A 24656-nucleotide genomic window follows, 5' to 3' on the forward strand; every position below is an offset into this window, starting at 1 on the left:
GGCCGAGACCGTGCCCGGCTACGAAGCCAGCGCGTGGTTCGGCGCGTCGGCGCCCAAGGGAACGCCGCAGGCGGCGATCGACCGCCTCAACCGCGAGATCAACGCGGCGCTGGCCGATCCCGGCATGAAGGCCAAGCTGGCCGACCTGGGCGGCGTGCCGATCCCCGGCACCCCCGACCAGTTCTGGGCCATTCACAGGATGGAGACCGAGAAGTGGGCCAAGATCGTGAAGTTCTCGGGCGCCAAGGCCGATTGACGCCCAGCCGGCGCTGACGCGCGAAGGCTCCGCCGCGGCGGAGCCTTTTTCATTGCGGCCCGGCGTCAGGAACTGACGCGCTGGTTCAACGATTGCTTACAGCGGCGACCCCTCGGCCGCTCCAGCCTCTACAGTGCGCCGACACGGGCGACCGGTGCCGCCCGAGGGGAACAGCGATGTTGAAGCATCTCCTGCCGGCGCTCGTGCTGGCCGCGTTTGGCCTGGTCTGGTCAACGGCCGCGCAGGCAGCGACCACCGAGCCGGCGCGGCCGGCGCTCGGCAAGGCGAAGGCAAAGCAACGAGCCGCGCCGCCGCGCTCGAAGGCGCGGTCGCCGCTGCGGGCGAGCCGACCGGCGAAGAAACAACTGGCGAAGAAGCCGCTGTCCAAGCCGGCGCAGCCGGTGGCCGCAGCGCGGCCGCTGGCCGACCTTCAGAGCAGGCTCACCAGGCCCGGGGACTACCGTTTCGCGATCGAGCACGAAGGCCGCGCCCGCACCTACCGCGTGCATCTGCCGTCCGGCTACAACGCCAGCGAGCCGGCGCCGCTGGTGGTCGCGCTGCACGGCGGCGGGCTCGATCCGCAGGGGCAGCGGGGCGTGGAGAGCCTGGCTCGCGAATCCGACCGCGCCGGCTTCATCGCCGTCTTTCCGGAGGCCTACAAGGCGCCGGGCAAGAGCGCCGGCTCCTGGAACGCCGGCAGCTGCTGCGGCGACGCGCGCGAACAGAACGTCAACGACGTCGGCTTCATCGAGGCGGCGGTCGCGAACGTGTTCCGGCAGGCCAGCGTCGCGCGCGACCAGATCTACGCGACCGGCATGTCCGATGGCGGAATGATGGCCTACCGGCTCGCCTGCGAGCGGCCCCACCTGTTCCGTGCCGTGGCCTCGGTCGGGGGGACCGACAACACCGCCAGCTGCACGCCGGACAAGCCGGTGTCGGTGCTCCACATCCATGCCAGGAACGATCCGCGGGTCCTGTTCGGCGGCGCGCCGGCCGCGCGCCCCGGCGTCAAGCCGAGGGCGTTCAAGTCGGCACCGGAGACGGTCTCCAAATGGGCCAAGCTGGACGGCTGCATGGAAGCGCCGCGCCCGGTCCTCGAGCAGGCCGGTGCCTCCTGCGAGGCCTACTCGTACTGCCGCGGCCAGGCCGAAGTGCAGTTGTGCGTGACCGATACCGGGGGCCACTCCTGGCCGGGAGCGGCGAAAAGCGCCAGGGACGTGCCGGCGGCGCCGATTTCCGCCACGCAGGCGATCTGGGCCTTCTTCAGCTCGCATTGAACGGGGGCCCGGCGGCGCAGCGGCGCCGGTCGTCGTACGACATAATCGGGGCATGCAGACCGCCGCCTTGCGCCGTCCCCGTTCCCTCACCGCCGGCCTGGTGCAGGCCCTGGGCGACCGCGTGCGCGACGGCCGTTGGCCGCCAGGCAGCAAGCTGCCCACCGAGGGCGCGATCATGGAGGAGTTCGGGGTCAGCCGCACCGTGGTCCGGGAGGCGATCTCCCGCTTGCAGGCGGCCAGGGTGGTTGAAACGCGCCATGGCGTCGGCACGTTCGTGCTGGGGCAGGGCGAGGGCAGCACCTTCCGCATCGACCCGCAGCAGGTGGCGACGCTGCAGGATGTGATCGGCGTGCTCGAACTGCGCATCGGCATGGAAACCGAAAGCGCGGCGCTGGCCGCGATGCGTCGCACGCCGGAGAACCTGGCCGCCATCCGGGCCGCCCTCGAGGCGGTGGCCGCGGCCATCCGCGAAGGCCGCGACGGCGCCGGCCCCGACTTCCAGTTCCACCTCGAGGTGGCGCGGGCGACCCAGAACGCCCGGTTCGCGGAGCTGATGACGACGCTGGGCGGAACGATGATCCCGCGCGCGCGCCTGGACCAGGCGCAGCCGGCGACCGCCGAACGCGAGGCCTATCTGCGCCGGGTGAACGCCGAGCACGAGAACATCCTGCAGGCCATCGAGCGCCAGGACGCCGAAGGCGCGCGCGCGGCGATGCGGACCCACCTGGCCAACAGCAAGGAGCGGCGCCAGCGGGCGGCCGGCAGCGCACCGCGCTGAACGGCGCGCCGGGGGTCGCGCCGGCCGGGCGCGGAGACCCCGCAACGCGCTCGGAATTGCGGATTCGTCCCGGGTTGGTTGTACGATGTCTGACTTCAAGGACGACCCGACCGCATGACCCCGAACGAACTCAAGCACGCACTTTCCTCCGGCCTGCTTTCCTTCCCCCTCACCGACTTCGACGCCGATCTGCAGTTCGACCCGCGCGGCTATGCGCGGCGACTCGAATGGCTGATGCCCTATGGCGCCACGGTGCTGTTCGCGGCCGGCGGCACCGGCGAGTTCTTCTCGCTCGAGCCGGGCGAATACGCGAGCGTGATCCGCACCGCCGCCGACACCTGCCGCGGCCGGGTGCCGATCGTCGCCGGCGCCGGCGGCGGCACGCGGCTGGCGATCAGCTACGCCCAGGAGGCGCAGCGCTGCGGCGCGCAGGGCGTGCTGCTGCTGCCGCACTACCTCACCGAAGCCGGCCAGGACGGTCTGGTCGCCCACGTCGAAGCCGTGTGCAAGAGCGTGCAGATCGGCGTCATCGTCTACAACCGCGGCGCCTGCAAGCTCACCGCCGATTCGCTGCTCACGCTGGCGCAGCGCTGCCCGAACCTGATCGGCTTCAAGGACGGCCTCGGCGACATCGAGCGCATCGTGGCGATCCGCCAGAAGCTGGGCGACCGCTTCGTCTACGTCGGCGGCATGCCAACCCACGAGGTCTACGCGAGCGCGTACCAGGCGCTGGGGGTGCCGGTCTATTCCTCGGCGGTGTTCAACTTCGTGCCGCGCACGGCGATCGAGTTCTACAACGCCTACGCCCGCGGCGACACCGCCACCACCGGCCGGCTGCTCGACGAATTCTTCCTGCCCTACCTCGCCATCCGCAACAAGGGCGAGGGCTATGCCGTGAGCATCGTCAAGGCCGGGGCCGCCATCGTCGGCAAGAGCGCCGGGGCGGTGCGGCCGCCGCTGTCCGATCTCAAGCCGGCGGAGGTCGACCAGCTCGCGACCCTGATCCGCGGGCTGGGTCCGCAGTAATCCATCAACCTGAGGAGAAGCCATGAAGAAGATCCTGCTCGCCTGCGCGCTCGCGCTCACCGCCGGCGCGGGTGCGTTCGCCGCCTATCCGGACAAGCCGGTGACCTTGGTGGTGCCGTTTCCGCCGGGCGGCTCCACCGACGCCATCGGCCGCGTGCTCGCCCAGAAGCTGCAGGAGAAGCTGGGCGGCAGCTTCATCATCGACAACAAGGCCGGCGCCACCGGCACCATCGGCGCCGCCTACGTCAAGCGCGCGCCTGCCGACGGCTACACCCTGTTCGTCTCCTCCTTGGGCCCCTTCGTGATCGCTCCCCACCTGATCCGGGGCGTGCAGTACGACGCGTTGAAGGACTTCGATCCGATCACGGTCGCCGTGCAGGCGCCCAACGTGCTGGTGGTGCCCGCCGCGTCGCCCTACAAGACCGTGGCCGACATGCTGGCCGGCCTGAAGAAGAGCCCGGGCAAGATGAGCTTCGCCTCCTCGGGCAACGGCTCGTCCGACCACCTGTCGGCCGAACTGTTCTGGCAGCAGACCGGCACCGAAGGCCTGCACATCCCGTACAAGGGCGGCGGTCCCGCCATCAACGACCTGCTGGGCGCCCAGGTGGACGCCGCGTTCGTCAACATCAACAGCATCATCCAGCACATCAGGACCGGCAAGGTGCGCGCGCTCGCGATCTCCTCGGACAAGCGCTCGCCCTTGCTGCCGGATCTGGCCACGCTGCAGGAGCAGGGCGTCAGGGGCGCCGAAGTGCAGTCCTGGCAGGCCGTGGCGGCGCCCAGGGGCATTCCGGCGGACATCAAGGCCAAGCTGCACGCGGCCATCGCCGGCGCGCTGAACGAACCGGCGGTGAAGGACAAGCTGCTGGCGCAGGGCTTCGAGATCGTGGCCAATTCGCCCGAGCAGTTCGGCAAGTTCCAGGCCGCCGAGTACGCGCGCTGGAAGCAGCTGATCGAAACCCGCAAGATCACCGCGGACTGAGACCGGACCGGTGGCGATGAACCGCGCTCCCCGCTGGATCCGCATGCACGAGGCGGACAACGTCGCCATCGTCGCCAACGACGGCGGCCTGGAGGCGGGGGCGACCTTTCCCGACGGCCTGAGCTTGCGCGAGCGGGTGCCGCAGGGGCACAAGGTGGCGCTGGCGGACCTGGCCGCAGGCGCCGCGGTCCGCCGCTACGGCGTCGTGATCGGCCGCGCGCTGCGCGACATCCCCGCCGGCAGCTGGGTGCACGAGCGGCTGCTGGCCATGCCGGAGGCCGCCGGCATGGACGACCTGCCGCTCGCGACGGCGCCGCGCGCCGCCGCGGAGCCGCTGGCAGGCTTTACCTTCGAGGGCTACCGCAACGCGGACGGCTCCGTCGGCACCCGCAACCTGCTGGCCATCACGCAGACGGTGCAGTGCGTGGCCGGCGTGGCCCGGATCGCGGCCGAGCGCATCCGCGCCGAACTGCTGCCGCGCTATCCCAACGTGGACGGCGTGGCGGTGCTGGAGCATGGCTACGGCTGCGGCGTCGCGATCGATGCGCCCGACGCCGTCATCCCGATCCGCACCGTGCGCAACATCTCGCTGAACCCCAACTTCGGCGGCGAGGTGATGCTGGTCAGCCTGGGCTGCGAGAAGCTGCAGCCCGAGCGGCTGATGCCGCCCGGCGCGATCCCGCTGCACGCCGGCCCGACCCCGGCGCTCGACGTGGTGACGCTGCAGGACGAACGCCATGTCGGCTTCATGTCCATGGTGGACGCGGTGGTGCGGCAGGCCGTGCCGCATCTGGAGCGCCTGAACGCGCGCCGCCGCGAGACCGTCCCGGCCAGCGAGCTGGTGGTCGGAGTGCAGTGCGGCGGCAGCGATGCGTTCTCGGGTGTCACCGCCAATCCCGCCGTGGGCTTCTGCACCGACTTGCTGGTGCGCGCCGGCGCCACCGTGCTGTTCTCCGAGACGACCGAAGTGCGCGACGCCGTCGACCAGCTCACGGCGCGCGCGGCCGACGCCGGCGTGGCCGAGGCGATCAAGCGCGAGATGGCCTGGTACGACGCCTACCTGGCCCGCGGCAGCGCCGACCGCAGCGCCAACACCACGCCCGGCAACAAGAAGGGCGGGCTGTCCAACATCGTCGAGAAGGCGATGGGCTCGATCATCAAGTCCGGCACCGCGCCGATCGTCGGCGTGCTGCGCCCGGGTGAAAGACTGCCGGCCGGCCGGCGCGGCCTGTTCTACGCCGCCACCCCGGGCAGCGACTTCATCTGCGGCACGCTGCAGCTGGCGGCCGGCATGAACCTGCACGTGTTCACCACCGGCCGCGGCACGCCGTACGGCCTGGCCGAGGTGCCGGTGATCAAGGTCGGCACCCGCACCGAGCTCGCGCGCCGCTGGCACGACCTGATCGACGTCAACGCCGGCCGCGTCGCCGACGGCGAGGCGACCGTGGAAGACCTCGGCTGGGACCTGTTCCGCCTGATGCTGGCCGTCGCCAGCGGCCGCCAGCGGACCTGGGCCGAGCGCTGGCAGCTGCACAACGCGCTGGTGCTGTTCAATCCGGCGCCCGTGACCTGAACTTCCGTTCCGCAACCATGACCTCTCCCATCGTCCAGACCCTGCGCGTCGTCCCCGTGGCGGGCCGCGACGGCATGCTGCTCAATCTGTCGGGCGCGCACGCGCCCTTCTTCACGCGCAACATCGTGATCGCCACCGACAGCGCCGGCCACACCGGCGTCGGCGAGGTGCCCGGCGGCGAGAAGATCCGCCAGACCCTGGAGGACGCCCGCCCCTTGGTGGAAGGGCGGCCCGTGGCCGACCTGCAGGCGATCCTGAACGCGATGCGCGCGCGCTTCGCCGACCGCGACGCCGGCGGGCGCGGCCTGCAGACCTTCGACCTGCGCACCACCATCCATGCGCTCACCGCCGTCGAATCGGCGCTGCTGGACCTGCACGGGCAGTTCCTCGGCCTGCCGGTGGCGGCGCTGCTCGGCGAAGGCCAGCAGCGCGACGCGGTGCAGATGCTCGGCTACCTGTTCTACGTCGGCGACCGCACCCGGACCGACCTGCCGTATGCGAGCGAGCCCGAGGCGGACAACGACTGGTTCCGGCTGCGGCACGAGACGGCGCTGACGCCGCAGGCGGTGGTGCGGCTGGCCGAGGCCGCCCAGCAGCGCTACGGCTTCCAGGACTTCAAGCTCAAGGGCGGGGTGCTGCGCGGCGAGGAGGAAGTCGAGGCGATCCGCGCCCTGCACGAGCGCTTCCCGCAGGCGCGGGTGACGCTCGACCCCAACGGCGGCTGGCTGCTGCGGGACGCGATCCGTCTGATGCGCGACATGCACGGCGTGCTGGCGTATGCCGAGGACCCGTGCGGCGCCGAGGAAGGCTTCTCCGGCCGCGAAGTGATGGCGGAATTCCGCCGCGCCACCGGCCTGCCCACGGCGACCAACATGGTCGCGACCGATTGGCGGCAGATGGCGCATGCGCTCTCGCTGCAGGCGGTCGACATTCCGCTGGCGGACCCGCACTTCTGGACCATGGCCGGCTCGGTGCGGGTGGCGCAGACCTGCCGCGACTGGGGCCTGACCTGGGGCTCGCACTCCAACAACCACTTCGACGTCTCGCTCGCGATGTTCACGCATGTCGGTGCCGCGGCGCCGGGCAAGGTGACGGCGATCGACACCCACTGGATCTGGCAGGACGGGCAGCGCCTGACCAAGGAGCCGCTGAAGATCGAGGGCGGCTTCGTGCAGGTGCCCAGGAAGCCGGGGCTCGGGATCGAGCTCGACATGGCGCAGCTGGAGCGGGCGCATGCGCTGTACCGCCAGCACGGCCTGGGCGCGCGCGACGACGCGATCGGGATGCAATACCTCGTCCCGGGCTGGAAGTTCGATCCGAAACGGCCCTGCCTGGTGCGGTGAGCGCCACTCGGCAGCGGCCCGGGACCCGCGGTGCGCGGCGGACGACGCTCACCTCGCCATCGCCGTGGGCGCCGCCATCAAGAGCGGCTTCTTCTCCACCGGACGGCGGTGCACCATCTGCTCGGGCGTGATCGGCACCGAGGGCATCCACGACCGCTTCGTCGACGCGGTCGCCGCCGGCACGGCGGGCTTCTGCCTGCGTCCGCCGGCCACGCTTCGGACCGGCGGCGCCGCTTGGTGTACCCTCTCGCCTCCTGTGGGCGCGGCGGCCGTCCCGGTGCCGCCGCCACCGCATCCGTGTTCTGCCATTGGAGAAGAGACTCATGAACAAGCGCCACCTGCTGCGCCTGGCCGCCCTGGCGGTGCCCGGCCTGCTGCTGCCCCTGGGCGGCTGGGCCCAGGATTTCCCGCCGAAGAAGCCGGTCACGCTGGTGGTCGGGTTCGCGCCCGGAGGCGCCGCCGACGCGGCCGCGCGCCTGATCGCCAAGAAGCTGGGCGAGAACATCGGCCAGACGGTGGTGGTCGACAACAAGGCCGGCGCCGGCGGCAACATCGCCCACCAGATCGCGGCCACGGGGCCGTCGGACGGCTCGATGCTGCTGTTCGGCTCGATCGGCCCGCTGACGATCGCGCCGCACATGATGAAGCTGCCGTACGACCCGTTCAAGGACCTGGCGCCGGTGTCCGGCGGCGTCCACTTCCCGAACGTGCTGGTGGTCAACTCCAACTCGGGGATCAAGACGCTGGCCGACTTCGTCGCCGCCGCCAAGAAGGAGCCGGGCAGCGTCACCTTCGCCTCCACCGGTTCGGGCTCGGCCTCGCACCTGGCCGGCGAACTGTTCTCGCAGCGGGCGGGCGTCGAGATGGTCCACGTGCCGTACCGCGGCGGCGCGCCGGCGATGCAGGACCTGCTGGGCGGCCGCTTCACCGGCTACTTCGCCGCGCCCCCCACCGCGCTGCCGCACATCCAGACCGGCAAGCTGACGCCGCTGGCGACCACCGGTCTCACGCGGCCGGCCTACATGCCCAACGTTCCGACCGTGGCGGAATCCGGCTTCCCCGGGTTCCAGGCGCTGAACTGGTATGCCTTCGTCGCTTCGTCCAAGACGCCCGCTCCGATCCTGGACCGCTGGAACCGCGAGATCGTGAAGGTGCTGAACGACGCCGGCGTCCGTGAGGCCCTGACCAAGCACGGGCTGACGCCGCACCCAACCACGCGCCCCGAACTGCTGGACTTCATGCAGAAGGAATCGGCGCAGTGGGGCGCCATCGTGCGCCAGCGCAAGATCACGGCCGACTGACGGGGCTGGTTTACAGGCGGCGGCAGTCCGGCGCGCGGGCGGCCGGCGGGCGCCACGCGCTCCTGTCGTCGTCCTGCGCCGCCGGCTTCGCCAGCGCACGCTGGTGCGCGACCAGCCGGTCCAGCGCCGCCAGTTGCGCGGCCACCGGGGCTTCCGCCTCGATCAGCTCGGGTTGCGGTCCGCGGCATGGCGGCGGTTCGCCGTTGCGCGAGCCCTTCGAGTAGGCCTCCCAGTGGGCCAGCTTCCACTGGTCCAGCGGATGGCCCCGCTGCTCGATGCGCCGGCGCCGGGTTTCGTCCGACAGCGACATCCACACCACGGCCGACGGCACCGGCGGCAAGCCGAGCCGTGCCGGATCGGCGAGCGCGCCGGCCACCAGTTCCTGCGTCCACGGTCCCGGCAGCACGACCGATCCGCCGAGTTCGAGCTGGGCGGCGGCGAGGTTCAGCGTGGTGCGGTAATCGAGATCGCGCACTTCCCGCTTGAACAAGGGACTGTCACGGTCGTGCGGATCGCCGCCGAGCGCCTGCAGCAAGCGCGGGCCGTGCAGGCCACCCACGAGGTCCTTGTCGAGGATCGTCCACGGATCGCCCTGCTGCAGCCGATGGCGCACCCACTGCTGGGCCAGGGTCGTCTTGCCGCAGCCTGCCGGCCCGGTGAGAAAGAGGACGACGGGAGCGGGCGGGGCGGGCCGGTGGAGCGTGGGAGGTCGGGTCATGCTTGCGAACGACAGAGAGATGCGCCGCGGTGTGGCTCGAGCGCAGATCGGTGCTCGCACCATACCGGCGTCGACCTCGTGCTGGTGCGAGTTTTCTCAAGGATGGCCCACATTTTCCGTCGGCGCATGACCATGCCGGCGGTGGGTCGATGCCACGCTGGCTCACGCGGTGCGCCGCAGCCGCAGCAGGTGGCGCCCCAGGCCCAGCAAGGCCGTGGTCCAGGCGAGCACGGCGACGCCCAGGAACAGCGGCGGCACCCACGACAGGAAGTCCAGCTGCAGCGCCAGGATCATCTCGTGCGTCGCCGCGGAGTACATGCCCAGCGGAAACACCGCGCCCCAGTACAGGGGGTCGTAGCGCAGCGGAAAGCGCTTGTACACGTAGCGCCACACGGCCAGCAGCACCAGCATCGGGATCCACCAGGTGCCGGTGGCCCAGTACAGGATGGTGAAGCCTTTGAGGAAGGGCAGCAGCGCCTGCAGGAACGGGGCGTCGGGTGCGTTGACGATCAGCAGCGAGCCGGCCAGCGTGGAAATCGCCATCGCGCCCATGTTGATCCAGTACGGCGGCGCCAGGTCGCTCGGCGCGAAGCGGAAGAAGGTGTAGCGGTAGAAGATCAGCGACATCATCCAGATGTACAGCATGCCGCCCCACAGCCACATCGACAGCGCGAAGAAGTTCAGCTCCAGCTTCCAGGGCTGCGCCGAGCGGGCGGCGAGGATGGCGCCGAGCACGGCCAGCGACTGCGTCGCCACCACGGCCAGCAGCCAGCCGCCGGTGATGCCCTGGTCCAGGGTCGGCTTGTCTTCCTTGATGGTGAAGGCCGTGAAGATCGCGTAGGTCAGCACGAACCAGAGCACCGCGGCCACCGCGCCGAGCCCGAAGGCCGCCGGCGCGGGCAGCCCGAACGTGGCGAACTGGCTGCCCAGCACCGCCGTTCCGGCCACGGTGGTGAAGAAGCCGGGGCCGCGCCGGTGATCGATCAGGTCGCCGAAGAAGCGGCCCGGGTAGCGGGTCGCGCGCAGGGCCGTGAGCATGCCGAAGGCCAGCCACGCGACGATGTTCAGGCCGAACAGCGCCACGGCGGCAGCCCGCCAGCCGTGCATGCGCGCCGCCAGCGAGACGATGCCGGTGGCCATCACCATGGCGAAGCAGGCCGGCGACAGGTCGGCCAGCGCGGGGACGGAGGCGGCAGGTTGGCTCTGCATGGCAGGCGACTATAGCGGTCGCCTGCCGTGGGCCGGCCGGGAAAAAAAAAGCCCGGCGGAGCCGGGCGTGAAGTCAGTCAGGAGCAGGTCGTGGGAGCAGTCAGGGCGCCTGGGCGGCGCTGGCGGTGGGAATTCTCATGGTGTGTTGCTGGAGGTCGGGTCGGTCGGGCTGGATGCAAATCGCTGCATCCATGGCCGGTACTGTAGGCGGGCGGATGCCGCGCGGTGCTGACCGCCTCATGACAATTCCGTCATCTGCGATGCCCCTTTTGCGGGCGCCGGCATCGGGACCGACCCCAATGGCCGGACGCGGCACGGCTCGCGGTTGCGTTGCCGTTGACGTACGTCAACCCCGTCCGAATCCGTGGGTGCCAGGACGGCTGCCCGTCCATAAAATCTTCCAGAGCCTGTTTTACCCCTCGCACCTTCCCTCTTTCCGTGTACGCCGAGAGACCCGATCCCGGCCGTGGCGACCTCACGTTGTCCGGCTTTGTCGCCGCCGCCTGCGTCGCCCTGATGCTCGCCGGTGCGGCGTACTGGCTGTCGCTGCAGCAGAACCGCGCGGCGGCCTGGGTGAGCCACACCCACGAGGTCCTCACCAGCATCGCGCGCACCCGTACCGCGCTGGTCGACATCCAGAACGGCCACCGCGGCTTCACGATCAGTGGCCAGGAGGAAGACCTGCGGCCCTACCTCGAGGGCCGGGCCGCGATCGATCGGGAAGCCGCACGCCTGCGCGGGTTCGTCGCCGACAACCCGGTGCAGCGCCAGCACATGGCCGAGCTGGAGGCTGCGCTGGCGCATCGCTTGGCCTCGGCCGCGGAACTCGTCGCCGCGCGCCGCAGCGGCGGCTTCGACGCCGCCAAGTCGATCGTCGACACCGGCATGCCGACCCAGCAGATGACGCGCCTGCGGGCCGTGCTGCAGGAGCTCGAGACCGAGGAAGAGCGGCTGTTGCGGCAGCGGCTGGCCGACCACCACCAGCGGCTGCAGTGGCTGTGGGGCGGCATGGCGGTGATCGTGCTGGTGCTGTTCGCCGCGCTGGCGGTGCTGTATCTGCAGGTGCGGCGCCGCCGCGCCGCCCAGCTGCAGCTGCTGGAGAGCGAGCACCGGTTCCACCTCATGACCAGCAGCGTGCTGGACTACGCGATCATCATGCTCGACCTGCAGGGCTGCGTTCGCACCTGGAACGCCGGGGCCGAGCGCATCACCGGCTACAGCGGCGCCGATGTGATCATCGGCCGCGACTTCGCCTGCTTCTATACCGAGGAGGACGCGCGCGCGGGCCGGCCGACGCGCACGCTGCAGGAGGCGGCGGCGCAGGGCCGCCACGCGGGCGAGAACTGGCTGGTGCGCCACGACGGCTCCGCGTTCTGGGCCAGCGTGGTGATCACGCCGCTGCGCAGCGCGGGCGGCGACCTGCGCGGCTTCTCGATGATCGCGCGCGACCTCACCGAGCGCCGCCAGGCCGAGCATGCCCTGCGCGCCGAGATGAGCGAGCGCCTGCGCATCGACGAGGAACTGCAGCGCCTGAACCGGTCGCTGGAGGCCCTGGTGCGCGAGCGCACGGCGGAACTGCGGGCGGCGAACGCGGACCTGCTTGAGGCCAAGCTGCGGCTGCGCGACCTGTCCTCGCAGCTGATCACGGCCCAGGAGCAGGAGCGCCGGCACATCGCGCGCGAACTGCACGACGACACCGGCCAGTCGATGACCGTGATCCGGATGCACCTGATGGACATGCTGCGCGGCAAGGAGGACGCGATGAGCCGCGTGCCCGAGTGCATCGCCGTGGTCGACGCCGCGATTGCCCAGATCCGCGGCATGGCGCTGAACCTGCGGCCCACCATGCTGGACGACCTGGGCCTCGCCGAGGCGCTGGAGTGGGCGCTCGAACAGCAGGCGAAGGCCGCCGGCTGGGTCACCGCGCTCGAATCCGACGGCGATACTTCCGGCCTGCCGCCGGAGATCCAGACCGCGTGCTTCCGCATCGGGCAGGAGGCGCTGACGAACGCCGCGCGCCACGCCGGCGCCACCGAGGTCAGCCTGGAGCTGCGGATGATCGGGCGCGAGCTGGAGCTGACCGTTTCCGACAACGGCGCCGGCTTCGACCTGGCGCGCTACGGCTCCCCCGAGGAGCGCAAGAAGCATTTCGGCCTGATCTCGATGGGCGAGCGGGCCAGCCTGGTGGGCGGTCGGCTCGAGATCGAGACGGCCCCGGCCCAGGGAACGCGGGTGCGCGCCGTCTTCCCGGTGCCGGTCGAGAACCTGCTCGCCGACGCCGCGCTCGGCTGAAGCGGCCTCAGGCGCCCGCCTGGGCGATCGCCTCCAGCGCGCCGACCTCGATCGGCTTGGTCAGGTGCCGGTCGAACCCGGCGGCCATGGCCCGCGCCCGGTCGGCGTCCGTGCCCCAGCCGGTGGCCGCCACCAGCAGCGGTTGCCGCCGCAGGTCGGTGCGCCGCTTCAGCCGCCGCGCCACCTCGTAGCCGTCCATGCCGGGCATGCCGATGTCCAGCACCACGATGTCGGGCTCGAACCGAGGCACCAGGGCCAGCGCTTCTTCGCCGCTGTGGGCCACGCTCACCGTGTGGCCGAGCATCTCCAGCAGCGCCGCCAGCGTACCGGCCGCGTCGGTGTTGTCGTCGACCACCAGAAAGCGGCGGGCGGCGTCGCCGGCCGGTGCCGCCGCGCCGGGCGGCGCCGGCACGAGGGCGCGCGGCGTGACCGCGACCAGCACCGACGGCGGCAGCGTGATCGTGAAGCAGGCGCCCTGGCCCTCGCCCGCGCTGGCGGCCGTGACGGTGCCGCCATGCATCGCGACGACGCTGCGCACCAGGAACAGGCCGATTCCCAGGCCCTGGGCGCGATGCTGGCCGTGCTCGATCTGCGCGAACAGCTCGAACACCTGCTCCAGCGCCTTGGGGGCGATGCCGATGCCGTTGTCCTGCACGCTGATGCGGATGTGCTGGTCGACCTCCACCCGCAGCGCGATCCGGCCGCCCGCCGGCGTGTACTTCGCGGCGTTGCTCAGGAGGTTGCTGACGGCCTGCGTGATGCGCACCGGATCGACCAGCACCTCCACGGTGGCGTCGGGGAACTGCAGGGCGAGCGCATGGCGGCTTCCGTCCAGGCCCGGCCGGCATGCTTCCACCGCGGCGTCGACCAGGGATCGCAAGTCCACCTGGCGCAGCTCCAGCTTGAACTTGCCGGTGTTGACGCGGGCGATGTCGAGCAGGTCGTCGATGAGGTGGACCATGTGCACCAGTTGCCGTTCCATCGTGGCGCGGGCGCGCTCCGAGGCCGCCGTGCGGCCCTGGTCCTTCTTCAGGATTTCGAGCCCGGTCCGGATCGGCGCCAGCGGGTTGCGCAGCTCGTGCGCCAGCGTCGCCAGGAAGCGGTCCTTGGCGCGGTTCGATTCCTCCAGCCGGTGCGCCCGCTGGCCCAGTTCGGCGAGCATCGCGTTGAACGCGTCGACCAGCTCGCCGACTTCGTCGCTGCTCTTCTTGTCGGCGCGCACCTGCGTTTCGCCGCGCAGCACCTGGCGCGCGACGGCGCTGATGGCCGTGATCGGCTCGGTGATCGAGCGCTGCAGCCGGTTGGTGAGGACGACGCCGGCGCCCAGGCTCGCCGCCAGGATCACGGCGAGCGCGCCCAGGTATTCCAGCATCCGCGGCAGCAACTCGTGCTCGCCCCGGATGTAGATCGAGCCGAGGCGATCCTGCTTGACCACGATCGGGCGCACGACTTCGATCGAGCGCCAGCCGATGTGGGCCCGCCTGCCGGGCACGCGGGGCGGCAGGTCGCTCGTCGCGCCCGGCGCGGTGTAGGAGGCGAAGACGCCGCCGTGCACGTCGTAGATCGCGGCCCCGACGACGGTCGGTTTGGCGCGCAGCGAGCTGAGGTCCTCGGTGGCGGTCTGCGGGTCCTGGAAGCTCAGGGCCGCCTGCGAGGTGAGGGCCAGCACGTCGGCCTGGGTCTCCAGGTCGTGCTGGGTGGCGCGCCCGTGCCGCACGAGATCCACCGCCATCAGCCCGAAGCCGGCCAGCAGCAGGCTGACCAGGCTGGCGCGCAGCAGGACCAGGCGCAGCTTCTGGCGGATCGAAGTGGCGTCTTCCAGCCTCATTGCGACCGCTCCTCCACCGACTTGGCCACGGCGAGCAGGCGCGAGCTGAGCTTGATGCCGCGGCTGTCCGCCGCGCGGGGTGCCGCTTCGAATCGCACCCGCCCGCCTTCGACCACGAAATTCAGGACGGCGCCCAGGGACAGCGCGCCCTCCAGCTGGGTCACGACCAGCACCTGGCCGGGCGTGCGGGCGATGAGGTCGCGCAACCGGCTCTCGTTTGGCGACGCCAGAAAGAGAATGTGCAGCCGCTCGCGCTCGGCGGGCGGCTCGCGCAGGCGGCGCACCGCGATGGGGTGGCCGTTGATGCTGCGCCCCTGCGCCAGCCGCTCGAGATCGGCCAGGACCGCGTCGTCGCCGATCACGCCGATCACCAGCGGGTCTTCCGGCCGCGCGAACGCGCCCGGCGGCCAGTCGACGAAGGTGCCGAACTTCATCAGGAAGGCCGCCTTGACGGCGCTCTCGCGCGGCACGGTGAGCGTCTGCGCCTGCAGCGCGAGCGATGCCGCGGCCAGCAGCAGCACGAGCAGGTGGCGCAGGCGGCGGGCGCCCCGGCTGATGGTCAGGGCTGCCAAACCAGCCTCAGGAACAGCCGGCGCCGGATGATGCTGGCGGCGGCCGGCGCATTGAACTCGACGTGGCTGCGGTCGAGGAGGTTCTGGCCCAGCACCGAAAGCTCGAGGTCGGGCCTGAGGGTCCAGGCGAGCCGCGCATCCACCGCGGTGTACGCAGGCACGCCCGGCGAGGGCAGGGCGCCGACGCGCCGCGCCGTGATGTCGAGCGCCACCCTCGGCCCGAAGTCGTGCTGCGAGCGCAGCTTCCACTGCGACTTCGGGTCGTTGCCGAGGTTGGCGATGCCGGTCGTCGCGTTCGCCGGCGGCGGCGACGAATACCACAGGCTCTTGCGCAACTGCAGCGTGCCGGCCGAGACGCGCCAGCTGGGACGCAGCTGCCACCTGGCCCAGGCCTCGAGCCCGTCGACATGGCCCTGGATGCGGTTCGCGATGGTGGTCACGGCGCTGCCGATGCCTCCGCGCAGCCCGCGATACGACTGGCGAAAGAGCGTCAGGTCGTAGCTGAGCGCCGCGCCGAGGTTGCCGCGATGCCCGGCTTCGACCACGCGCGCGACCTCGGACTGGAACGCGGGGCCGCCTGCGATCAGGTACGGCGGCTGACCCGGGAAAAAGAAGTCGCGGTCCAGGCGCGATGGCGCGCGCACCGCCCGCGACCAGGCCGCCCAGGTGGTGGCGCCGCCGGAATGGCTGTAGGCCAGCCGGGCCGTCGGCAGGAACTCCATCCCGGTGTAGCTGTTGCGCTCGGCCTTGGCGCCCAGCGTCAGCTCGAGACGCTCGCCGACCGCGATCTGGTCCTGCGCGAACACGTTCCACCACCGCAGCGTGCGCTGGCCGGGCACGAACGCCGTCAAGGCGCTCGGGTCGTTCCCGTCGCGCGCGGTGCGGTAGCCGGCGCCCCACAGCACTTCGTGGCCGCGCGCGACCACCGGCTCGTGCGTGAATTGCAGGTCGAAGGTCTGCGCCTTGTTGCGGAACGTCGCCGTCTCGTCGCGCGCGTACATGTCGTACGACGCCTGGACCCGGGAGGCCGAGCCGTCGGCCAGGCGCCGGTCCCACCGGGCGAGCAGGCTGCTGCCGCGCAGGCGCGGCGCGAGGTTGGTCGCCGGCACATCGCCGGCCTCGAAGACGTCGCCCTGCACCGTGAGCGCATGGCCGGCCGAATCGAAGTCGGCGCGAAAGCCGGCCTGGCGCTTGCTGCTGGCGTCGGGCCGTTCGGCGCCGCTGGCGAGCCGGGTGGCGCCGCGGTCGATGGCGAGGCCGTGGACGCGCACGTGGCCCGCCCCGAGCCGGCCGCCCCACCGCACCGATTGCTCACCGCCCGCCGTCGAGCGCGTGGCGGCCACGCGCGGGCCCTGCGTGTCCGCGGCCGGCCGGGTGACGACGTTGATGATGCCGTTGACCGCGTTGGCGCCCCAGATCGTGCCGCCGGGGCCGCTGATGACCTCGATCCGCTCGACATCCTCCAGGGCGACGTCGTGGAAGTCCCAGAACACGCCGGAAAAGAGCGCCGAATAGATCGTCCGGCCGTCGATCAGCACCAGCAGCTTGTTGGCGATCGGGTTGTTGAAGCCACGGGCGCTGATCGCGTACTGGCCGGCGTTCAGCCGCGCCACCTGCAGGTTGGGCGCGAGCCGCAACGCCTCGGGCAGGCTGGTGGCGGCCGAGCGACGGATGTCCTCGGCGGTAATGACGTAGATCGACGCCGGCGCGCTGCGCAGCGTCTGCGGTCGGCCCGAGACCGAGGTGACTTGGATGGTCGCAAGCTGCTCGAGCGACAGGTCGGCCAGGTTGCCGAGCGCCGCCAGTTGGTCCCCCGCTGTGGCGGCCGAGGCGGCCACAGCCAGCGCCGCCGCGAAAACTGCTCTTGTTGTCACCGGGGGATGGTAGCGTCTTGCCGAGCAGCCGTGGGGCCGCGGATCGAGCCGCCGGCGGCCGCCGATGTGCCTGTGCAGTCCGGACCCCGCCCTCAGCGCGCCGCCGCCAGCATCGAGCGCAGGTGCGCTTCCATCCGCGGCGCGTCCGGCGCGCAGCCGGTGAAGAGCTCGAACGCCCCGACGGCCTGGCCGACGGCCATGGTGCCGCCGTCGACGGTGGCGCAGCCGCGGGCCCGGGCCGCCTTCAGCAGCGCGGTCTCGATCGGGAAGTAGACGACTTCGGACACCCACAGCCGCGGCTGCAGCAGGCCGTCCGGCAGCGGCAGGCCCGGCAGCTTGTCCATGCCGGTGGGCGTGGCGTGGATGAGGCCGGTGGCGTCGGCCAGTGCCGCGGCGACGTCGCTGGCGGCGCGCGCGCGGCCGGCGCCGTAGCGCGCCTCGAGCGCCTGGGCGAGGCCGGCGGCCTTGGCCGGGTCGGTGTCGACGATCTGCAGGCGGCCGGCCCCCAGGCGCAGCGCGGCATGGGCCACCGCCGACCCCGCGCCGCCCGCGCCCAGCAGCACCACGCGCGACAGGTCGGCGCCGGGCAGCGCCCGCCTGAAACCCCAGCTCCAGCCCCAGCCGTCGGTGTTGTGGCCCACCAGCCGGCCGGCGCGGTTGACGACGGTGTTGACGGCGCCCATCGCCGCCGCCTCCTCCGACAGTTCGTCCAGCAGCGGCAGCACCGCCTGTTTGCAGGGGTAGGTGATGTTCAGTCCGGCAAAGCCCATGATCCGCGCCGCGGCGATCAGCATGGGCAACTCGGACACGCCGCTGGCGGTGGCGTCGAGGTCGATCAACTGGTAGTGCACGCGCAAGCCGTGATGGCGCGCCTCCGCTTCCTGCATCGCCGGCGTCAGCGAGCGCTGGATGCCCGAGCCGATCAGGCCCAGCAGGAGCTTGCGCGGCGCCGCCATCAGCGGCGCGCCTTGCCCAGCTCGTTCATCAGGTCGCGCACGGTGCCCTCGCCCACGGCCGCCGCGTACTTGTCGATCACCGGCTTCATCTTCTCGCGCAGCTTCGCCTGTTCCGCCGCCGGCAGCTCGCTCACCTGCATGCCGGCCTTCTTCAGCTGGTCGATGGTGGAGGCGGCCTGCTCGCGCGACACCTGGCGCTGGTACTTGCCGGCCTCGCTCGCGGCTTCCTGCAGGATCTGGCGCTCGGCGGGACTCAGGGTGTCCCACAGCTTCTTGCTGACGATCACCGACTGCGGGTTGTACTGGTGGTGGGTCAAGGTGAGGTACTTCTGCACCTCGGCGAAGCGGTTGGCCAGGATCACGCTGACCGGGTTCTCCTGGCCGTCCACCGCCTTTTGCTCCAGGGCCGCGTACAGCTCGGGAAAGGCCAGCGGGGTCGGGTTGGCATCGAGCGCCTTGACCCAGTCGATGTTGATCGGGTTCGGGATGACGCGCAGCTTCAGGCCGGCGATGTCCTCCACCTTGTGGATCGGCCGGCGCCCGTTGGTGAGGTCGCGGAAACCCAGCTCCCAGTAGGCGAGCCCGACGATGCCCTTGTCGGCCAGCTTGGCGTGCATCGCCTTGCCGAACGGCCCGTCGACCACCGCGTCGGCCTCGCGCCCGTTGGCGAACAGGAACGGGAAGTCGTAGACGGCGAACTCCTTGACCTGCGAGGCCAGGATGCCGGAGTTGAGAACCGTCATTTCGACCGTGCCGGCCTGCACCGCGGTCACGGTGGCGGCGTCGCTGCCGAGGGCGCCGCCGGGGAACAGGTTGACCTTGATCTTGCCGCCCGACCTGGCGGCGACGATCTCGGCGAATTTCTCCGCGCCCATCGCCATCGGGTGCCCCTTGGGGTTCTGCAGCCCGAGCTTCAAGGTGCGTTCCTTCACGTCCTGGGCGAAGGCGGGAAGGAGGGCGGCGATGGCGACTGCGGCCAGCACGCTCTTGAGGGCGAGGCGTTTCATGGTGTCTCCTGGTGTTGGTGGCGCGACCGCCGCAGTGTAGACGCGCCGGGCCCGGCCCCGCCGGCGCGTTCAAACGAAAGGTTCGCTTCGCACCCACGGCCCACTGCGGCATTGCGCCGCGCTTACACTCGCGCCGTGCCATTTCGCGAAGCAGTCCGTGCGATTCCCCTCAGGCTGATCTGCCTGCTGGTCCTCGGCCACGTCGCCTTCGCCGGCAACCGCTTCACGCTCACGCTGCAGGCGGTCGCGTTGCACGCTTCCCCCCTGTCGATCGGCATCCTCATGAGCCTGCTGATGGTGGTGCCGATGGTGCTGTCGGTGCACATGGGCCGCTGGGCCGACCGGCTCGGCTTCGCCCGTCCGGCGGCCTGCGGCCTGGCGGCGCTGGCGCTGGGCAGCCTGATCGGGGGACTGCTCGGCTCGATGCCCGCCCTCTACGTGGCCAGCGTCCTGATCGGCACCGGCTACACGATGGCCCATGTGGCGGTGCAGAACGCGGTCGGCCAGCTCACGCCGGCGCGCCAGCTCACGCACTCGTTCTCGGTGCTGGCCATGGGCTTTTCGCTGTCGGGCATGACGGGGCCGCTGGTCGCCGGCGTGGTGATCGACCACCTCGGGCACGCCGCGGCATTCCTGGGCATGCTGTTGTTTGCCGCCGTCTCGCTGGCGCTGCTGGCGCCCTTCATGCAGGCCGGCGCGGCCGGCCCGGACGAGGGCAGGCAGCAGGCGCCGGGCAGCGTGATGGGCCTGCTGCGGCATCCGCCCCTGCGCGCGGTGCTGATCGTCAGCGGCCTGCTGACCATGGCCTGGGACATGTTCCAGTTCCTGGCGCCCCTGCACGGGGCCCGCACCGGCCTCAGCGCCACCTTGACCGGAACCCTGATGGGCGCGTTCGGCGCCGGCACCTTCGCCATCCGCCTGCTGCTGCCGCTGATCCATGCGCGCATGAGCGAATGGCGCATCCTGAGCTGGGCGCTGTTCGTGGCGGCCCTCTGCTACACGGTCTTTCCGCTGGCCGGCACGCTGCCGCTGATGCTGGCCGCGGCGTTCGCCATGGGACTGAGCGTCGGCTGCGGCACGCCGATGGCCATGAGCCTGTTGCACCTCACCGCGCCGCCCGCGCGGGCCGGCGAAGCCGTCGGCGTGCGGACCTCGATCGTGAGCGCCAGCCAGACCCTGTTCCCGCTGGTGTTCGGCGCCCTCGGCTCCGCGATGGGCGTCGCGTCGGTGTTCTGGGCGGGAGCGACCGTGCTGGCCTCGGGCGGCGCGTTCGCGCGGCGCCGCACCGAACCGGTGGCCCGGCGGCCCTGAGCCGCTACGCGCTGCGCCGTCCCAGGCGGCGGGTGGCGAACCAGGCGATCGCCAGCCACAGCACGCTGCGCAGCGTCATCGCCGCCACGGTGCGAACTTCGTAGGCGCCGCCGCGCGCCACGTGCACGCCGAACGCCGCGAACACCAGCAGCGTCGCCAGCGCGATCGCCCATGCCAGCTGCGTCGCCCAGCGCCGGCCGAGCCACAGGCCGGCCGCGGCCAGGACGTAGCCGAAGCCCGCCAGGAAGTTGAACCACAGCACGAAGGGCACGTAGGCGCCGGCCGCCTGCCGCGCCGCAGCGCCGCCGAACAGCGCGTTGCCGCCCGAGCCGATCGTGAGCAGGCCGAAGGCGCCCGCCGCCAGGGCCAGCCCGCGCAGCGGGGAATCCGGTTTCGTCATGGGTGCGCTCCTTCATCGATGCGCCGGCCTTCGCCCGCTTCCTCGTAGGTCCGCCCGTCGCGGATGTGGTAGATGCGCTTGAAGGTGGGGATGATCTTCTCGTCGTGGGTGACGACGATGATCGCCGTGTGGTACTGCCTGGCCATCCGGTCGAGGATGCGCACCACGGCCAGGGCGCGTTCGCTGTCGAGCGGCGCGGTGGGTTCGTCGGCCAGGATCACGGGCGGACGGTTCGCCAGGGCCCGCGCGATCGAGACGCGCTGCTGCTCGCCCCCGGAGAGTTGCGCCGGCTGGGCCTTCGCCCGGTGCCGCACGTCGAGCGCGTCGAGCAGTTCCAGGGCGCGGCTGCGCGCCTCGGCATTGGGGCGGCCGGCCAGCATCGGCAGCAGCGCGACGTTGTCGGTCACGTCGAGGAACGGAATCAGGTGCGGCGCCTGGAACACGAAGCCGATGCTGTCGCGCCGCAGCGCGCGCAGGTCGGGCAGCTTCCAGCCGTCGTCGTAGATCGTCGCGCCGCCCAGCACCATGCGGCCGCCGCTGGGCTCCGTCACGGCGCCCAGGCATTTCAGCAGCGTGCTCTTGCCGGAGCCGGAGGGCCCGATCAGCCCGACCACCTCGCCCGGCGCGACGGTCATGTTGACGTCCTTGAGCGCGTCCACGGCGGTGTCGCCGGCGCCGTAGCGCTTGCGCAGTCCCTCGATGACGATGCCCGCTTCCTGCATGCTAGCCACCGATGGCCGCGGCCGGATCGACGCGCAGCGCGGCGCGGATCGCGAGCGTGCTGGCGATGGCGCAGATCACCATCACGGCGGCCAGGCCGCGGGCGGCGTCGGCGGGCTCCAGCAGCACGTACTTTGGAAACAGCGGCGCCCAGCTGGTCGCCGCGATCTTGCCGACCACGAACCCGATCAGGCCGAGGCCGAGCGCCTGCTGCAGGATCATCCCGGCGATGGTCCGATTGCGCGTTCCGATCAGCTTGAGCACCGCGATCTCGCGGATCTTGCCGAGCGTCATGGTGTAGATGATGAAGGCGACGATGGCGGCGCTGACGATCGCCAGGATCACCAGGAACATGCCGATCTGCCGGGCCGAGGTGGCGATCAGCTTGGCGACCAGGATCTCCTCCATCTGCGCCCGGGTGAAGGCCTGCAGGTGCTTCCAGCGGCGGATCGGTTGCGCCACGCGCTCGGCGTCCCACCCCGGCTGCAGTTGCACCAGCACGGCGTTGACGTTGTGGTTGCTGCTCTGCGCGGCTTGCACGGCGTCCAGCAGGCCCGGTGTGCCCGGCCGGTTGAAGGCCGGGTTGGCGGCGGTGCGCGCCCGCTCGTTGACGATGGCGTCGTTGTCCTTGAGGAACTGCGCTTCCTGGGCGTCCTTGAGCGGAATGAAGACCATCGGATCGCCGCCGGAGGAGACCGCGCGCCGGGTGAGGCCGACCACGGCGTAGTCGTGCCGGCGGATGCGGATGCGGTCGCCGAGGGCGAAGCCGGTCTTCACGTCGGCCACGGCCTCGTAGTGGCTGCGGGTCACGTGGCGGCCGGCGGCGAGCGCACCGGGGCTGCCGGGCTGGCCCGGCTCGAAGCCCACCACCATCGCCCGCACGTCGGTGGCGCCGCGCCGCACCTGCATGCTGAAGTAGGTGACGTTGGCGGCGCGCGCGACGCCGGGCAGTCCGCGGATGGCGCGCACGGCGTCGTCGCGGATGCTCGAGGATTCCGCATACGGCCCCTGGGTGTCCTGCTGCACCACCCACAGGTCCGCCCGGCTGTTGTCCAGCAGCATCCGCGCGTCGTCGACCATGCCGCGGTACAGGCCCGCCATCGTCAGCGTGACGCCGATCAGCAGGCCCAGGCCCACGCCCGTGAGCACGAACTTGCCCGCGGAATGGAGGATGTCGCGGCCGGCCAGGCTGATCATGGCCGGCTCGCGATCACGGCGTCGACCACCTTGATGCGGCTGCGCGCGCCGAGTTCCTGCTCGCTGTGGACCACCACCGGATCGCCGGGGTTCAGGCCGGCCAGCACGGCGACCCGCCCGTCCAGCGCGCTGGGGCCGACGCGCACCGGCGCGAACCGCGGCCGGCCGCCGTCGGCCAGCCACACGCCGGTGCGGTCGCCCTGCTGGCGGATGCTCGCATTGGGCACGACCAGGACGGCTGGCCCGGCCGGCAGCGTGACGGTCACCTCGGCGAGGTCGCCGATCGCCAGCCCGGCCGGCGCGGCGTCGAAGGTCACCTGCGCGAGCCGTTCCTCGGTCACGCTGTCGCTGACGGCCTCCAGCCGCGCAATCCGCCCGGGCAGCGCATGCGCGGGGTTGGAGCGCAGGGCGATCGACGCGGCCTGCCCCGGCGCCAGGCCGGCGGCGCGGCCCTGGTCGAAACGCACCTTGACCCACAGCGAGTCCGGGTCGACCAGCCTGAGCACCGCTTGTCCGGCCACCACGGTGGAGCCGGGCTCCGCGTCCCGGCCGGTGACCAGCGCATCGGCCGGGGCCACGAGGCGCGCGTTCTGCCGTTGCTGGAGCAGCCCGGCGCGCTCCGCCGCCAGCCGCTGGCGGTCCTGCAGCGCCGCCGCGACGTTGGCTTCGGCCGCCGCCAGCGTGGCGCTGGCCGAGGCGCTTTCCTGCAGCTTGCCTTCCACGGCGCTGGCGCTGAGGAAGTTCTGGCGCCCCAGGTCCTGGTAACGGCGGGCAGTCGCCGCGGCCAGGTCGCGCCGCGCCAGTGCGTCCTGGCGCTGCGCCTGGGCACCGGCCGCGGCGCTGGCGCCGCGGGCGATCGACGCGTCCAGGGCGGCGATCCGCTGGTCCAGGTCGACCGGGTCGATTTCGGCCAGGAGCTGGCCCGCCTTCACGAGGTCGCCGACGTCGACCAGCACCCGCGCCACGCGGCCGGCTGCGGTCGGCCCCACCAGATAGGCGCGGCGCGCCTCGACGGTGCCGAGCCCGAACAGGGCGGGCGCGACGGTGCCGACCTGGGCCGCCTGCACGGTCACCCGGGTCGGGGCCAGCGGGCCGGCGCGGGTCATGGTGAAGGCGAAGCCCGCCAGCAGGGCGACCGCCGTGGCCACGAGCGCCACCCGGCGCGAAACCAGTCGGGCCAGCTTCATGGCGCCTCCTGCAGGCCGCGCCGATAGATCGCGAACACGGCGTCGGCCTGGCTCTTGATGGCGGCCGGGTTGCCGCTGAGCATGGACTGCATCACCAGGCCCTGCACCACACCGACGAACAGGGTCGCCGCGGCGTCCAGGTCGACCTCGCGCGACACCTCGCCGATCGCCACCGCCGCGTCGAGCTGCTTGCGCAGCATCTTGCGATACCCCTGCAGCAGCTTGCGCACCTCCTGCTTGATCGGCGAGTCGGCGGGGCGCTGCAGCTCGTGGAAGATGAAGCGCGGCACGCCGGGATGGCTCGCCACGAAGCCCACGTGCGCCTTGAACATGCCGGCCAGCGCATCCAGCGGCGAGCCGGCCCTGGCGACGGCGCGCTCCAGTGTCGACAGCAGCTGCTCGCGCACCCAGCCCATCGCCGCCAGCCAGATCGCGTCCTTGGTGGGGAAGTGCTTGAACAGCGCGCCCTGGGTGACGCCGACGTCGGCCGCGATGTCGGCGGTCGTGATCAACGCCGGGCTGGCCTCGCGGGCGAGCGCGAGCGCGGCGGTGACGATTTCGGCCTGGCGGTCGGCGGTCGGCAGGCGGGTGGCGGCAGTGCTCATGTTGGTAAGTAATTGAATACTTGCCAATATACGCCGGAATCGCGGCCGGCGCCAGCGGGCGGCGCGGAAGCAAGCCAATGGCCGGGCTGGCGCGAAGGCGGGCCGCCGGGACGGCGGGCAAACCCCGGCCTTCGCGGGCGGCGACTTCGGGCACACTGCACGCCATCGCGCCCACCGGCGGGGTGCCGCCGGCGCCGCGCGTCCCGCGCGCCGCGGCCCGATGCGCGCCGTCCCCGCATCGCCC

At 71.8% G+C, this 24656-nt stretch carries 21 protein-coding genes and 1 pseudogene; 10 read left to right on the top strand and 12 right to left on the bottom strand.

What is annotated here, in order from left to right:
- The 8 genes and pseudogenes from VNT59_RS21350 to VNT59_RS21385 all read left to right on the top strand — a co-directional run.
- A pseudogene (locus tag VNT59_RS21350) lies at positions 1 to 256 on the top strand (tripartite tricarboxylate transporter substrate-binding protein); the annotation flags it as partial.
- Positions 257 to 432: 176 nt separating this feature from the next.
- Positions 433 to 1533 carry an alpha/beta hydrolase family esterase gene (locus VNT59_RS21355; protein ID WP_325501923.1) on the top strand — a complete coding sequence of 367 codons (1101 nt, stop codon included), beginning with the start codon at positions 433 to 435 and terminating at the stop codon, positions 1531 to 1533.
- Between the two features lie 52 nt (positions 1534 to 1585).
- Entirely contained in the window at positions 1586 to 2311 is a 726-nt protein-coding gene (locus VNT59_RS21360; RefSeq protein WP_325501925.1) for a FadR/GntR family transcriptional regulator, read from the top strand.
- A gap of 114 nt (positions 2312 to 2425) precedes the next feature.
- On the top strand, positions 2426 to 3337 hold the full coding sequence (kdgD, locus tag VNT59_RS21365) for a 5-dehydro-4-deoxyglucarate dehydratase (protein WP_325501926.1): 912 nt from the start codon (positions 2426 to 2428) through the stop codon (positions 3335 to 3337).
- A 22-nt stretch (positions 3338 to 3359) separates the two neighbouring features.
- The gene (locus VNT59_RS21370) at positions 3360 to 4319 is read left to right on the top strand and encodes a tripartite tricarboxylate transporter substrate binding protein (protein ID WP_325501928.1); all 960 of its coding nucleotides are present in this window, start codon (positions 3360 to 3362) and stop codon (positions 4317 to 4319) included.
- 16 nt (positions 4320 to 4335) lie between these two features.
- Positions 4336 to 5892, top strand: a complete 1557-nt coding sequence (gene garD, locus VNT59_RS21375; protein ID WP_325501930.1) for a galactarate dehydratase — start codon at positions 4336 to 4338, stop codon at positions 5890 to 5892.
- Between the two features lie 17 nt (positions 5893 to 5909).
- Complete coding sequence (gene gudD / locus VNT59_RS21380; protein WP_325501932.1) at positions 5910 to 7235, top strand: glucarate dehydratase; 1326 nt, start codon at positions 5910 to 5912, stop codon at positions 7233 to 7235.
- Positions 7236 to 7558: 323 nt separating this feature from the next.
- On the top strand, positions 7559 to 8536 hold the full coding sequence (locus tag VNT59_RS21385) for a tripartite tricarboxylate transporter substrate binding protein (protein ID WP_325501934.1): 978 nt from the start codon (positions 7559 to 7561) through the stop codon (positions 8534 to 8536).
- Positions 8537 to 8546: 10 nt separating this feature from the next.
- Here the strand turns inward: VNT59_RS21385 and VNT59_RS21390 are convergent, their stop codons facing one another.
- Together VNT59_RS21390 and VNT59_RS21395 are read right to left on the bottom strand one after the other, a co-directional pair.
- Positions 8547 to 9254, bottom strand: coding sequence for an AAA family ATPase (locus VNT59_RS21390; protein WP_325501936.1), 708 nt, complete (start codon positions 9252 to 9254; stop codon positions 8547 to 8549).
- Between the two features lie 162 nt (positions 9255 to 9416).
- Complete coding sequence (locus VNT59_RS21395) at positions 9417 to 10463, bottom strand: tellurite resistance/C4-dicarboxylate transporter family protein (RefSeq protein ID WP_325501938.1); 1047 nt, start codon at positions 10461 to 10463, stop codon at positions 9417 to 9419.
- 438 nt (positions 10464 to 10901) lie between these two features.
- On the opposite strand from VNT59_RS21395, the gene VNT59_RS21400 reads away from it, so the two are divergent.
- Positions 10902 to 12755 carry a CHASE3 domain-containing protein gene (locus VNT59_RS21400; protein WP_325501940.1) on the top strand — a complete coding sequence of 618 codons (1854 nt, stop codon included), beginning with the start codon at positions 10902 to 10904 and terminating at the stop codon, positions 12753 to 12755.
- A gap of 7 nt (positions 12756 to 12762) precedes the next feature.
- Here the strand turns inward: VNT59_RS21400 and VNT59_RS21405 are convergent, their stop codons facing one another.
- From VNT59_RS21405 to VNT59_RS21425, 5 genes are all read right to left on the bottom strand, one after another.
- Positions 12763 to 14583, bottom strand: coding sequence for a hybrid sensor histidine kinase/response regulator (locus VNT59_RS21405; RefSeq protein WP_325501942.1), 1821 nt, complete (start codon positions 14581 to 14583; stop codon positions 12763 to 12765).
- Positions 14580 to 15155: a YfiR family protein gene (locus VNT59_RS21410; RefSeq protein ID WP_325501944.1), complete on the bottom strand. Its 576-nt coding sequence runs from the start codon at positions 15153 to 15155 to the stop codon at positions 14580 to 14582. Before VNT59_RS21410 ends, VNT59_RS21405 begins: the two co-directional genes overlap by 4 nt.
- Positions 15143 to 17029 carry a TonB-dependent receptor plug domain-containing protein gene (locus tag VNT59_RS21415; RefSeq protein WP_325501946.1) on the bottom strand — a complete coding sequence of 629 codons (1887 nt, stop codon included), beginning with the start codon at positions 17027 to 17029 and terminating at the stop codon, positions 15143 to 15145. Before VNT59_RS21415 ends, VNT59_RS21410 begins: the two co-directional genes overlap by 13 nt.
- A gap of 92 nt (positions 17030 to 17121) precedes the next feature.
- Positions 17122 to 17985 (bottom strand): shikimate dehydrogenase, encoded by an 864-nt coding sequence (locus VNT59_RS21420; RefSeq protein WP_325501948.1) that lies wholly within the window; start codon positions 17983 to 17985, stop codon positions 17122 to 17124.
- Positions 17985 to 18992, bottom strand: a complete 1008-nt coding sequence (locus tag VNT59_RS21425) for a TRAP transporter substrate-binding protein (protein WP_325501950.1) — start codon at positions 18990 to 18992, stop codon at positions 17985 to 17987. The genes VNT59_RS21420 and VNT59_RS21425 overlap by 1 nt, the downstream gene beginning before the upstream one ends.
- A 135-nt stretch (positions 18993 to 19127) precedes the next feature.
- Between VNT59_RS21425 and VNT59_RS21430 the strand changes: the two genes are divergently transcribed.
- Entirely contained in the window at positions 19128 to 20303 is a 1176-nt protein-coding gene (locus VNT59_RS21430; protein WP_325501952.1) for an MFS transporter, read from the top strand.
- 4 nt (positions 20304 to 20307) lie between these two features.
- Here VNT59_RS21430 and VNT59_RS21435 read toward each other — a convergent pair whose 3' ends face one another.
- The 5 genes from VNT59_RS21435 to VNT59_RS21455 are packed head-to-tail and all read right to left on the bottom strand — an operon-like array spanning position 20308 to position 24412.
- Entirely contained in the window at positions 20308 to 20703 is a 396-nt protein-coding gene (locus tag VNT59_RS21435; protein WP_325501954.1) for a hypothetical protein, read from the bottom strand.
- On the bottom strand, positions 20700 to 21425 hold the full coding sequence (locus tag VNT59_RS21440; protein WP_325501956.1) for an ABC transporter ATP-binding protein: 726 nt from the start codon (positions 21423 to 21425) through the stop codon (positions 20700 to 20702). The genes VNT59_RS21435 and VNT59_RS21440 overlap by 4 nt, the downstream gene beginning before the upstream one ends.
- 1 nt (position 21426) lies before the next feature.
- Positions 21427 to 22620, bottom strand: coding sequence for an ABC transporter permease (locus VNT59_RS21445; RefSeq protein WP_325501958.1), 1194 nt, complete (start codon positions 22618 to 22620; stop codon positions 21427 to 21429).
- Complete coding sequence (locus tag VNT59_RS21450; protein WP_325501960.1) at positions 22617 to 23807, bottom strand: efflux RND transporter periplasmic adaptor subunit; 1191 nt, start codon at positions 23805 to 23807, stop codon at positions 22617 to 22619. The genes VNT59_RS21445 and VNT59_RS21450 overlap by 4 nt, the downstream gene beginning before the upstream one ends.
- A complete protein-coding gene (locus tag VNT59_RS21455; protein ID WP_325501962.1) occupies positions 23804 to 24412 on the bottom strand; it encodes a TetR/AcrR family transcriptional regulator in 609 nt (202 codons plus the stop codon). The genes VNT59_RS21450 and VNT59_RS21455 overlap by 4 nt, the downstream gene beginning before the upstream one ends.
- Between the last annotated feature and the right edge of the window lie 244 nt (positions 24413 to 24656).

The sequence above is a fragment of the Ramlibacter sp. genome, assembly GCF_035554825.1.
Taxonomy (GTDB): Bacteria; Pseudomonadota; Gammaproteobacteria; order Burkholderiales; family Burkholderiaceae_C; genus Ramlibacter.